We start from the raw sequence: 12577 nt of genomic DNA, 5'->3' as shown, positions 1-12577 counted from the left end.
CAAATTTGGTGATGATAACCATCTAGAATTACCGAAACCCATAGTAAACCTTGTTTGGTAGCAAAACAAGTTAAATCGGTATAAAGTTTGGTTAATGGTTGATCGGTTTGAAACTGTTGCTTAATTATTTTAAATTGGGGAATCTTAAAGAAAAAACTGAGTAAATAAAAATCTTCTATCTCAAGGATAAATTGACTTTTTAATAGCCGGAGGAATAAAACTTAATTTAAATTTAAAATAATTGAGATAATCAACTTCTTAGGAAGAAGATTATGTTAAGTCGGATTTTGGGAACTTTATTTTTCCGGGTTAGAAGGGGGGTATTTGTAATAGATAACTGAGTGATAAATTTTGTTATTTAAAAGTAAAAATACACCCCCCTCTATTAAGAAATAATTATGAAATAATTCTGATTCAACAAATCAATTTGATTTAACCCAGGGGATTTTCGATCAAATTTAATAATTGTATATACATATTACAACAAAAACTAATAAAAAACCAATTTATTAATATATAATGTAGCATAGACATTTTTTCAAATTGAAAAAAATTTAATAATTAAAAATATTTAAATAATCTAAATTTAAAAAAGGAATTTATCTAAATGGCAAATATCAAAAAACAAAAAAAACGCATTATTACCAATAATAAACGTAGATTGCGTAATAGTGATTTTAAATCATCAACTAAAACTTATTTTAAAAAATTAAAAAATGCTAAAGATATTCGTGAAGCTTCTTTGTATTATAGTATAGTTTGCAAAAAATTAGATAAAGGTTTATCTAAAGGTATTTATGTAGGCAATTATGTAAATAGAAAGAAAAGAAGTGCCGCTATTGCTTTGAATAATATTTACAGCAATTAATTTCGATCTGTTTTTGAAAGTAAATTAAATTTATTACAAATTTTATTTAGTTAAATTGAGATACCATAAAGAGGTTTTTATAAGTTGTGTTAGATATCAAATTTATACTTAAAAATATAGACTTAGTGAAAAGTAAACTTAAAAATCGATTTGTTAATGAAGATTTATTGGATAAATTAATTTTTTTATACAAATCCAAAAATCAATTTTTACAAAAAATTGAACGTATAAAATATTTTAAGAATCAATCTTCTCGTCAGAAAATTAATAAATCGTTAACTGAGTGCAATTCAGAAAGTATTCTAGATAGCGATATCCATCATGAAGCGGATTTAAAAAAATTACAAATTAATTTGGCAACGATTGAAGAAGAAGTTATGAATATTTTGCATTGCTTACCTAATATTCCTCATGACAGTGTTCCGATTGGAGATAGTGAATTAGATAATATAGAGGTATATCATTCTATTATTAAACCACGTCATTATGATTTTGTTATAAAAGATCATCTTCAATTGGGATTAAGTTTAAATATTTTAGATTTTCAAAAAGCTTCTAAAATTGTTGGTAGTAAATTTGTTGTTTTAAAAGGATTAGGAGCCCGTTTGGAAAGATCTTTAATCAATTTTATGATAGATAATCATATATCTAATAAATATTTGGAAATAATACCGCCTTTTATAGTAAATCAAAAATCTATGTTTGCTACAGGTCAATTGCCTAAATTTTCTCAAGATGTTTTTAAATTGCAATCAAATAAATATGATTGGTATTTAAATCCCACAGCTGAAGTTCCTACTATTAATTTACATCGTCAAGAAATTTTGGATATTAAAAGATTACCTATTAAATATGTTGGCTACACCACTTGTTTTCGTGAGGAAGCTGGAGCTTCTGGTAAAAATACTAAGGGAATTTGGAGACAAAAACAATTTAATAAGGTCGAATTAATTCAATTTGTAGAACCGAAAACATCTTATATGGTTTTAGAAGATATGTTAAAAGATGCCGCTGTTATTTTGGATAAATTACAGTTACCTTATCGTATTATGTTGTTATCAACTGGTGACTTAGGTTTTAGTATGAGTAAAACTTATGATATTGAAGTGTGGCTTCCTAGTCAACAAAAATATTGTGAAATAGCTTCTATTAGTAACGCAGAAGATTTTCAAGCTCGTAGAGCCAATATTAAGTTTAAAGCTCATTTACAAGATAAAGGTAAATTAGTTCATACTTTAAATGGTTCAGCTTTAGCTATAGGTAGAACTATGGCGGCGATTTTAGAAAATTATCAAAATAAAGATGGTAGTGTTAACGTACCTATAGTTTTACAAAAATATTTAGCAACAGATATAATAAAAAATTAAAAAATTTATTATTTTATTAAAAATCATTCTTGAGACATAATATAAAAATTTTATAAAAAAAGGAATAATAAATTATGATCGATTTTTACAAGAAATATTTTCAACATATTACTATTTGGCATTTGATAGGTCTTATAGGATTTTTTGGAATGATTATGTCTATGCATAATATATTTGAACAAATTATGAAACAACCTAATCATGTTATGGAATTAATAAATGTTTTAGAAAATCCGAAAAAAAATGTTAAAATTCAAGAAATTAAACCCAAAATAGTCCGTAGTATACCGACTTTATATGATTTGCAAGTTAAAATATTGGATACTTCTGATAATGGTATAGGTAAAGAAAAAATAATGATATATAATTCTGTATCTGATAAAATTTATCATAAAATTATCGATATTATCGCGGAAAAATCTAAAACTGATTCTTCTTATCAAACAATTTTAGAAAATCCTTATACAGAACCTCCTTATTTAGGATTTGGTCCTTTGGTTGATGCTATTGGTTTTATTTTGCCTTTGATTAGTTGTTATTTATTATATTGTTTATTTAAAAATACTACTGCTAAATTTTTTGAACAAATGGGTGAAAAATATATTGGTAAAAAAGAAAAAGGCGATTTATCAAGTAATGTTACTTTTAAAAATATAGCTGGTTTTTCTGAAGAAAAAATCGAAATGCAAGAAATTATTGATTTTTTAAAATATCCACAAAAATATAAAGATATGGGTGCTCGTATTCCTAAAGGGGTTTTGTTATCCGGACCTCCTGGTACTGGAAAAACTTTATTAGCTAAGGCTGTAGCAGGGGAAGCAGGAGTTGCTTTTTTTGCGACTTCTGGATCAGAATTTGTAGAAAAATATGTGGGAGTAGGGGCTTCTCGTGTGCGTAATTTATTTCAAAAAGCTTCTCAGCATGCTCCTTGTATTATTTTTATTGACGAAGTAGAAGGTTTAGCTCATAAGAGGGGTACTCGTAGTCATCATTCGGAACATGATAATACTTTAAATCAATTATTAGTGGAATTGGATGGTTTTAACTCAAATACAGAAATTATTGTTATAGCTGCTACCAATAAACCAGAAATGTTAGATTCAGCCATTTTAAGACCTGGTAGATTTGATCGTCGTTTTACTATTAATTTACCAAGCGCAAGAGATCGTAGAGCTATTTTAGAATTGCATGCTAAAAATAAACGTTTTAGTTCGGAAGTTAATTTAAGTGAAATCGCTGAAGAAACTATTGGATTTAGTGGAGCTCAATTAGAAGGTGTTTTGAATGAATCTGCTTTATTAGCAGTACGTCGTCGTAGTTTAACTATAGAACCTCAAGATGTTAATGAGGCTATCGATCGTATATTAATTGGTTCTACACGTAAAAAAGATTTTTTATCTAAAAAAGAAAAAAAATTAGTTGCATATCATGAAGCAGGGCATGGTGTTTTAGCTGCTGTTTTAGATAATATCGAAAAAGTTCGTAAAATTACTATTATTCCAAGAGGTTCTGTAGGTGGATATAATATTATTTCTCCTGATAGCGAAAGTTCTAATTTTAAGTCAAGAAAAAAATTAATTATTAATATTGCAATTTCTTTAGGTGGTCGAGCTGCAGAAGAAATTTTTTTAGATGATATTTCTAATGGAGCATATGCTGATTTTGATCGCGCTAGTCAAATTGCTAGAACAATGGTAATTAAATATGGAATGAGCAAAGTGGGTTTAGTTCAGTTTAGTGAATCTAAAAGAGATTTTTCAGATTCTAAAGCTTCGGAAATAGATTTAGAGGTTAAAAATATTATTAATGAATGTTATCAGTTAGCTAAACTAACTCTTTTAGAAAATAAAGATTTTGTAAAAAATTTAGTTAAGTATTTATTAAAAATAGAAACTTTAGTAACTAAAGATATTGTAGAGATATATTTGACAGGAAAATTAAGTTGGTTTGATCAGGAACAAAAGGAAAATTTAGGTTATTTAAACGATCAAAATGCTACTCTTGAAGCGAAATCAAATGATAAAAATAATTCAGATTTAATCAATAATAATGAATCTTCTGATGATATTTCCGATACTAAAGCATCTGAAAATAAAGATTTATCTAAAAAATTTAATAATTCATAATAATTTTTCATTATGAATGAGTATTAGATTATGTAAATATAATTAAAATAAGAATTTATTGTTTTATGGGCTTAAGATTTATGATAAAAAAATTTATTGTGGAAATAAACTTTAATGGGGTTCGTTTAGATGATTTTGTTACTAGTAAAATTGGGTTGACTAAAAATCAAGTTCACAAACTAATTGCTAATGATCAAGTATTGGTTAATAATGTTTTAGTTAAAAAGAGTAATATTTTAAAAAGTCGTGATTTAATCACGATAAATTTATCTACATTAATTGAAAAATCTAATTTTTTATTTCCTATTAATTTAAATTTAGACATAATTTATGAAGATGATTGGGCGCCAAAGAGGCCTAAATATCGAGTGAACTAACCCATCACCAGTGCGATAAACACTGACAGGCTAAGAACGGTTCTTGAAAGGAAACCATCAAGAATTACAGCAGTTCTTAAAAGCGGGTTGCGACGAAGTAGTTAGTCAAAAAGACACCGCCACCGAATGGTTCTACGGGTAAGCCTGAAATGGCCTAAGAAGATAAGCAGATGTAATTTCTTAACCTGTCTCGCAAACTACTATAAGCGAGCAGTTCGGAGGCTATCGATATAATATAATCATGTATTAGATAGTTTATCACTTAACCAACCTGGAATCTCACCATGAATAAAATGGTTACTTCCCCTAAGGAATTAAGGTTGATATTTAGCGTAACTTGGAGAATCCTAAAGGCGAGTTATTAAATTAACGAATAATAAGATTAAAGTCATTATAGCCCAAGGAGAAAGCGACTTCTTAGTAGTCGGAGGAGTAAAACTGGATCTGGAATGATCCAGTTAATCGTCCTCCCTAGAACAAGGTTAACGACCTTGATAGGGTGAAAGAAGTTAGTAATTTATGGTTTATTCAATAGGATCAAGTACTAAAGTTTTTGTCAAACTTGAAGATCATTTAAAATCGTTCAATATGCAACAATAACCGAAATGTAAGATAAATAATTTATCGTGTGCTATTTATCTAAAAAGGTTATCCTATATAATCAGAATAAACAACTAATGAGTGGTGACATAACGTTAGTCCTCGGAAGAGGGTGAATTATGGCAAGCCGGATGCTTGGAAACTTGCTTGTCCGGTTTAGATGGGGGCTATTTGTAATAGATATTAGAAGAAAGATAAATCTTGAGATTGAAACGCAAATAATCTATCCATATATGATGATATACCAACTGTTACTAATAATTTTATTATTCCCCAAACTGAATTTTTAATTCGCAAATTACAAAATATTTTAGATAATTCTTATAAAACGCGTTTTATTAAAGAAGGTATTAAAACTTTAATTTTAGGTAAACCTAATGTAGGAAAATCTAGTCTTTTAAATAACTTTTTAGGGGAAGAAAGAGCGATTGTATCTGATATTCCGGGAACTACTAGAGATTTTTTAGATGTTTATGTTACTATTAATGGTATTAATTTACGTTTAATTGATACAGCAGGTGTCCGTAATACTGATGATTATTTAGAGAATTTAGGAGTTAATATTTCTAAAAAGTTTATAAATGAATCTGAATTAATTTTATTATTATTAGATGCTCATGATATTTTAGAATACGAAGATTTAATGTTATTAGACATGACTAAAAATAAAAATAGAATTATTATAGGTAGTAAATCTGATTTGCCGATTAAAATTGAATTATCATCTGAATTAAAAGGGCGCCAAAGAGGCCTAAATATCGAGTGAACTAACCCATCACCAGTGCGATAAACACTGACAGGCTAAGAACGGTTCTTGAAAGGAAACCATCAAGAATTACAGCAGTTCTTAAAAGCGGGTTGCGATGAAGTAGTTAGTCAAAAAGACACCGCCACCGAATGGTTCTAAGGGTAAGCCGGAAATGGCCTAAGAAGATAAGAAGATGCAAAATTCAGAAGCTTGTCTCGCAAACTACTATTAAGCGAGCAATCCAGATTCTATTGATATAGATTTTAAGTATTGAATAGTTTATCACTTAACCAACCTGGAATCTCACCATGAATAAAATGGTTACTTCCCCTAAGGAATCAAGGTTGATATTTAGCGTAACTTGGAGAATCCTAAAGGCGAGTTATTAAATTAACGAATAATGAGATTAAAGTCATTATAGCCCAAGGAGAAAGCGACTTCTTAGTAGTCGGAGGAGTAAAACTAGGATCTGGAATGATCCAGTTAATCGTCCTCCCTAGAACAAGGTTAACGACCTTGATAGGGCGAAAGAAGTTAGTAATTTATGGTTTATCGATAAATTATGGAAAGCCGGATGCTGGGAAACTTGCTTGTCCGGTTTGGATGGGGGCTATTTGTAATAGAGATAAGAAAGGCCATTCTAAGATCGAAACGCGAATAATCTATCCATATTCACAGATTATTTTTATTTCTAATCACACACAAGAAGGAATGGAAAATTTAAAACAACAAATTATAAAAAGATTTAATTTGCAAGATATTCAAGAACGGAATTTCGATTATTTATTTAATCTTAGGCAAGTTAATCAATTGAAAAAAGCTATTATATCTTTAAAAAATGTTTTAACAGATATAAAACGAAATATGCCTATAGATATACATGTTATTCATTTTAAAGAAGCTTATCAATTTTTAGAAAATATTTTGGGTAGCAATTTGCAAAAAAATTTGATTGATGAATTATTTTCGAAATTTTGTTTAGGCAAATAATATTTATTATTTTTCTATCTAATTTTTTGAAGATCAAAAATATTTTTGTTTTTATTAATAAAATTGAAATTAATTATTAGCATAATTTTGCAAAATAATTAAATTTTTTTAAAGGATTGGATTATGATATGATTGAAATTGAATATCAACAAAATAATCAAAAAAAAAGATTTCCCAATAAAATTACTGTTAGTAAAATTATTGCTTCTGAAAATTTGGAATTTTTAAATAATTCTGAAAAATTACCAATAGCAGCTTATTTTAATAATAAATTAGTGAATTTAGATAAATCTTTAACTGAAGATGGTTTATTAAATATTATTACAATATCTGATAGTATAGCTTGGTCTATTTTAAATAATAATACTTCTTTAATTATGGCTCAGGCTATTTGTCGTATTTATCCTAATTCATTATTGGTTAATAAGTCTATAAATCAAGAAGGTTTTTATTATGATATTGATCCGGTCAATAATATAATTTCAGAACAAGATTTTAGTTTTATCGAAAAAACTATGATTGATATTATTCAAGAAAATTTACCTATTACTGAAACAGAATTATCTGTTTCTGAAATTCGAAATTTTTTTAAATTTAATCCTTATAAAATAGATTATTTGAAAAATATTGATCCTTCACAAAAGTTATTTTTATATCAACAAGGTAATTTTTCAGATTTTTGTACAGAAGATCACTATTTTCCTAATATTAATATTAATCGTTATTTTAAAATTTTAAAAACCTCTGGGGTTTATTGGCAAGGAAATAAACAAAATAAAGTTTTAACTCGTCTTTATGGAGTGGCTTTTTTTAGAAAACGCGATTTATCTAATTATTTAAAAGTTTTAGATGAAAGAAAAAAACGAGATCATAAATTTATCAATAAAGAACAAAATTTTTTTATGTTTTCACCAGTTGTGGGAACTGGGTTACCTTTTTGGTTATCTAAAGGCGCAACTATTCGTCGTATTATTGAAAGATATATTGTTGATAAAGAAATATCATATGGTTACCAACATGTTTATACTCCGGTTGTAGCTAATATCTCTTTATATAAAACGTCTGGTCATTTGAAATTATACAATGAAGATATGTTTCCGATTATGCAGTTGCCAGATGGTGAACAATTAATTTTACGACCTATGAATTGTCCTCATCATATGGAAATTTTTCGTCAAAAAATGCATAGTTATAAAGATTTGCCTATAAAAATAGCTGAATTAGGTCTTTTACATCGTTACGAACCTTCCGGAGCTGTGTCGGGATTACAAAGAGTTCGAGCTATGTCTTTAAATGATGCTCATATTTTTATTACACCTGAACAAATTAAACAAGAATTTGCTGAAATTATTAATTTAATTAAAGAGGTTTATCAAGATTTTCATATCCAAGATTATTATTTTAATTTAAGTACTCATGATCCTGCTAAGAAAAATAAATATTTTGATGATCCAAATATGTGGTTAAATTCTGAAAACATTTTAAGAGATATTTTAAATGAATTAGGTCTAAATTATAAAGAAAAAATTGGTGATGCTGCTTTTTATGGCCCTAAAGTTGATGTACAGGTATTAACAGCTTTAAACCATGAAATTACTTTGTCTACTATTCAATTAGATTTTTTATTGCCTAAACGATTTAATTTATCTTATATAGATTGTAATAATCAAACTAAAACTCCTGTAGTTATTCATAGAGCTATTACATCAACTATAGAAAGATTTACTGCTTATTTAATAGAACAACATAAAGGTTTTTTTCCTTTATGGATTGCACCTGTACAAGTTATTATTATTCCGGTTAATAATGAATTACATCTTCATTATGTTAAAAATTTGCAAAAAGAAATGTTAAGAAGTCATATAAGAGCAGAATTAAATGATAAAGAATATACATTTAATTATAAAATTCGTTCTGCTTATCAAGAGAAAATTCCTTTTCAGATTATTATTGGTGAAAACGAAATTAAAAATCATACTTTACATGTTCGTCAATATAATAAACTTGAAAAAATTAATATGTCTATGAAAGATTTTTTGGAAATGTTTTTTAATTTAATTAAAAACAAAATGTAATTTTTATTTTTGTTTATAATTGATATTGAAAAAATATTATAAATTGAATTATAATTAATTCGTACCGGCAATCAAAGATCTCTAAATATCCAAACTTATCTAATCAATCACTAGTTTTGATAAATATTAAAAAGGTTAAGTAATGCTAGCAGTTTAGAAGTTATCGATATACATATTAAACGCATTGGATAGTTAATCAATTAATAAACTCTGTAATTTCGCTGTTTTTATAATAATTACTTCCCTCCATTATGAATTAAAGTCAGTATTTAGAGTAACTTGAATAATTCTAAATAAATAATCGAGGAAATAAAAATCCTCTATTCTAAAGGTAAATTTACTTTTCAGTATTTGGAGGTGTAAAAATTAATTGGAAATAATTAAGATCTACCTCTCAGGACAAAAAATAATAACCTTTGCAGGGTGAAATAAGTTATTATTTATTATCTTATATGTTGTTTATAATTTATCCATATTTATTTGTTTGTTTATTATTAATGATTTAATTTCATGAAAAATTTATTATAATTATTATTGTTAAATTATTACTCACAAAATATACATCATTTTGTTATTTACTAAATAAATTTTTGGTACTAATTATAATTAATAAAAAAATATCAAACCTTAATTTATATTAGAAAAGTTTAAAATTTTATTTTTAAAGATTGAAAATAAATTTTTAATACTTAGAGATTTTTTGTTATTGAAAAAATAGGTATTTTCAAGAAATTTTCTTATATAATAATGATTTCAGTAATTAAAATGGAATTGAATAAATTAATATGAGCATTATGAATGTACTTAGATTTTTTCGAAGTTAGATGTTTTTAAAAATATTAAACTATTGGATAAACTAATGTAAAAATTATATTTAGTTTACTAATATGAAAAAGTTATAATTGTTTTTAGATATAAGTAATTATTAAGGTTTTTTTATAATATAAATAGTTATTATATTTGTAGTTGTTTATGGGATGTTTGGAGAAATAAGTTGATTTGAAAAATGCATTTTATAAAACATTATAAATAAATATTATTGTTTAAAACCTTTAATTTATTCTTAATATATAAAAAAATTTAAAATTGATTATTTTATAATAAAAAAGGAGAAATTTATGACAAATTTTTTTATTCAACCTTTAAATGATTATGTTGTTTTAAAACCAAAATTTCAAGATGAACGTACTTCTTCAGGACTTATTGTTAGTACCAGTCCTCGTAAAGAAGAGTCTTTAGGAATTATAGTTAGTTGCGGACCACAAGTAACTAATTTACAAACGGATGATGTAGTAGTTTATAAGAATTATTCTGGAGAAAAAGTACAATTACAAGAAGAAGAGTATTTAATTGTTAAATCAGAAAATATTATTGCTAAAATTGGGGCGCCAAAAGCATCTTAAATATTGGGTGAGTCTGTGCATCGATAATTTATAGCACTGATGAGATATTAAATAATTTAATAGAATAATAGAATAATATAGACATAAACAACTAACTAGTTGTTGTTAACTAAATCAAGTTCTTGAAACAGAATAAATTATGACAAATCGGATGTTGATAAACTGTTTCGTTTGGTTTGGATGGCAGCTTTTTGTAATAAATATCAATATCAGAAAGACAAATTTTGATATTGAAACAAAAAATTTTGTATTAAGATTAATCTTGTTTAAAATTTGAATGATTTATTCGGAAAAAAGGAGTATTAAATATATTATATGGCAAAACAAATTGTTTATGGTGAAATAGCAAGAAAAAAAATTTTAAAAGGTATAGATTTATTAGCTAATACAGTTAAAATAACTTTAGGTCCTAAGGGTCAAAATGTTTTATTAGAACAAAAATATGGTAGTCCTTTAATTATTAACGATGGGGTCACTATTACAAAAGAAATTAGTTTTAAAGATGCTTATCATAATGCTGGCGCTAAAGCTATATGTGAAATAGCTACTCGCACTAATGATTCTTCAGGAGATGGTACAACTACAGCTGTTTTATTAGGTCAGAGTATGATTAGTAAAGGCTTTAAAGCCCTTGATACTGGTGGTTTTAAAGGTGTTCTTTTAAAACAAGGTATTTTGGAAGCATCGCGTGTAGTGGCTCAACAACTTTTAGCTAAATCTCGTTCTGTTAATACTCAAGAAGAAATCGAAAATGTTGCTACTATTTCATCTGGTAGTTCAGAAACAGGCAAAATTGTAGCTGCTGCTATTGAAAAAGTAGGTAAAACAGGAGTTGTTAATGTAGATGAATCTAAAAGTTTTGAAACTGTATTAGATGTTGTTGAAGGTATGCAATTCGATAAAGGTTATGTCTCTCCTTATTTTGTGGTAAATAAACAAGATTCTTTAATAGAATTAGAACAAGCTGCTATTTTAATTACTGATCATAAGATTAATAGTATATTCGAAATTAATCGTATTTTGGAATATTCATTAAGTAATAGAGTTCCTTTGTTAATTGTTGCCGAATCTTTTGATAATGAAATGGTAAGTATTTTAGTAGCTAATAAAAAAGGAAATTATTTAAATGCAGTGGCAGTTGAAGCTCCGAATTTTGGCGATTATCAAAAAGAAGTACTTCAAGACATGGCTATTTTAACTCAAGCTACTTTTATTTCTAAAGATTTAAATATGAAGTTAAAAGATGTAGATGAAAAATGTTTAGGTAAAGTAAATAAAGTTATTATTAAAAAAAATAGCACTACTTTGGTAGTGGATAATAAAACTTCTGCTTTAGAAACGCGTATTCAAGAAATTCAATCTCAGATTTCTAATATGAAAAATATGAAAGATTTTAATCAACATGATTTAAATAATTTAACTAATAGATTAGCTAAATTAACTGGTGGTATTGGTATTATTCATGTAGGAGCTACTACTGAAACAGAATTAAAAGAAAAAAAATTACGTATTGAAGATGCTTTAAATGCAACTAAAGCTGCTATTGAACAAGGTATTGTTCCTGGTGGAGGTAAAGCATTGGTAGAAATTTATAAAACTGCATTAAGTGAATTAAATTCTACCAATGAAAGTGTTCGTAAAGGTTATAGTATTGTTTTAGAAAGTTTATTAGAACCTACTAAACAAATTGCAACTAATGCAGGTTATGATGCTTCTATGATTATTCAAAAACAATTAGAACAAAAAGAAAATTTTGGTTTTAACGCTGAAACTGGTCAATTTGTGGATTTAGTTAAAGATGGTATTATGGATCCTACAGCGGTAACTAGACAAGCTGTTTTGAATGCAGCTTCTATTGCATCTGTAATGGTAACTACTGGCGCTGCTGTGGTAGAAGAAGTATTAGAAAAAAATTATTCAAATATTGATAATATGAATAACGATGTACTTTAATATTTAAATAAATTGTTTTATATCTTTTTAAAAATTAATTCATTAAATCAAGAAAACTTATTTGTTTTTT

At 26.6% G+C, this 12577-nt stretch carries 11 protein-coding genes; all 11 read left to right on the top strand.

Annotated features, from left to right (window positions below; all coding sequences use genetic code 11):
• Positions 1–607 precede the first annotated feature (607 nt).
• Positions 608–868 carry a 30S ribosomal protein S20 gene (gene rpsT, locus OC701_RS00790; protein WP_304514214.1) on the top strand — a complete coding sequence of 87 codons (261 nt, stop codon included), beginning with the start codon at positions 608–610 and terminating at the stop codon, positions 866–868.
• 86 nt (positions 869–954) lie between these two features.
• A complete protein-coding gene (serS, locus tag OC701_RS00785; RefSeq protein ID WP_304514213.1) occupies positions 955–2235 on the top strand; it encodes a serine--tRNA ligase in 1281 nt (426 codons plus the stop codon).
• 74 nt (positions 2236–2309) lie between these two features.
• Positions 2310–4361: an AAA family ATPase gene (locus OC701_RS00780; protein ID WP_304514212.1), complete on the top strand. Its 2052-nt coding sequence runs from the start codon at positions 2310–2312 to the stop codon at positions 4359–4361.
• 80 nt (positions 4362–4441) lie between these two features.
• Positions 4442–4738 (top strand): RNA-binding S4 domain-containing protein, encoded by a 297-nt coding sequence (locus tag OC701_RS00775; protein ID WP_304514211.1) that lies wholly within the window; start codon positions 4442–4444, stop codon positions 4736–4738.
• A gap of 719 nt (positions 4739–5457) precedes the next feature.
• Positions 5458–5628, top strand: coding sequence for a hypothetical protein (locus OC701_RS00770; RefSeq protein WP_304514210.1), 171 nt, complete (start codon positions 5458–5460; stop codon positions 5626–5628).
• Complete coding sequence (locus OC701_RS00765) at positions 5568–6104, top strand: GTP-binding protein (protein ID WP_320415502.1); 537 nt, start codon at positions 5568–5570, stop codon at positions 6102–6104. Before OC701_RS00770 ends, OC701_RS00765 begins: the two co-directional genes overlap by 61 nt.
• A 366-nt stretch (positions 6105–6470) precedes the next feature.
• Entirely contained in the window at positions 6471–7076 is a 606-nt protein-coding gene (locus OC701_RS00760) for a P-loop NTPase family protein (RefSeq protein ID WP_304514216.1), read from the top strand.
• 128 nt (positions 7077–7204) lie between these two features.
• Positions 7205–9151 (top strand): threonine--tRNA ligase, encoded by a 1947-nt coding sequence (thrS, locus tag OC701_RS00755; RefSeq protein ID WP_304514209.1) that lies wholly within the window; start codon positions 7205–7207, stop codon positions 9149–9151.
• A 1118-nt stretch (positions 9152–10269) separates the two neighbouring features.
• On the top strand, positions 10270–10554 hold the full coding sequence (locus tag OC701_RS00750) for a GroES family chaperonin (protein ID WP_304514208.1): 285 nt from the start codon (positions 10270–10272) through the stop codon (positions 10552–10554).
• A gap of 139 nt (positions 10555–10693) precedes the next feature.
• Complete coding sequence (locus tag OC701_RS00745) at positions 10694–10831, top strand: hypothetical protein (RefSeq protein ID WP_304514207.1); 138 nt, start codon at positions 10694–10696, stop codon at positions 10829–10831.
• A 38-nt stretch (positions 10832–10869) separates the two neighbouring features.
• The gene (gene groL / locus OC701_RS00740; RefSeq protein ID WP_304514206.1) at positions 10870–12507 is read left to right on the top strand and encodes a chaperonin GroEL; all 1638 of its coding nucleotides are present in this window, start codon (positions 10870–10872) and stop codon (positions 12505–12507) included.
• Positions 12508–12577 lie beyond the last annotated feature (70 nt).

It is taken from the genome of Candidatus Phytoplasma bonamiae (assembly GCF_030586845.1).
In the GTDB taxonomy this organism is placed as follows: domain Bacteria; phylum Bacillota_I; class Bacilli_A; order Acholeplasmatales; family Acholeplasmataceae; genus Phytoplasma; species Phytoplasma bonamiae.
Note: the sequence above shows the minus strand (reverse complement) of the source record. Positions and strands in the feature narration are given on the sequence as shown.

Coding starts and splice junctions, on each gene's coding strand:
- rpsT (WP_304514214.1), top strand. CDS start 608: ATGGCAAATATCAAAAAACAAAAAAAACGCATTATTACCAATAATAAA.
- OC701_RS00780 (WP_304514212.1), top strand. CDS start 2,310: ATGATCGATTTTTACAAGAAATATTTTCAACATATTACTATTTGGCAT.
- OC701_RS00775 (WP_304514211.1), top strand. CDS start 4,442: ATGATAAAAAAATTTATTGTGGAAATAAACTTTAATGGGGTTCGTTTA.
- OC701_RS00770 (WP_304514210.1), top strand. CDS start 5,458: ATGGCAAGCCGGATGCTTGGAAACTTGCTTGTCCGGTTTAGATGGGGG.
- thrS (WP_304514209.1), top strand. CDS start 7,205: ATGATTGAAATTGAATATCAACAAAATAATCAAAAAAAAAGATTTCCC.
- OC701_RS00750 (WP_304514208.1), top strand. CDS start 10,270: ATGACAAATTTTTTTATTCAACCTTTAAATGATTATGTTGTTTTAAAA.
- OC701_RS00745 (WP_304514207.1), top strand. CDS start 10,694: ATGACAAATCGGATGTTGATAAACTGTTTCGTTTGGTTTGGATGGCAG.
- groL (WP_304514206.1), top strand. CDS start 10,870: ATGGCAAAACAAATTGTTTATGGTGAAATAGCAAGAAAAAAAATTTTA.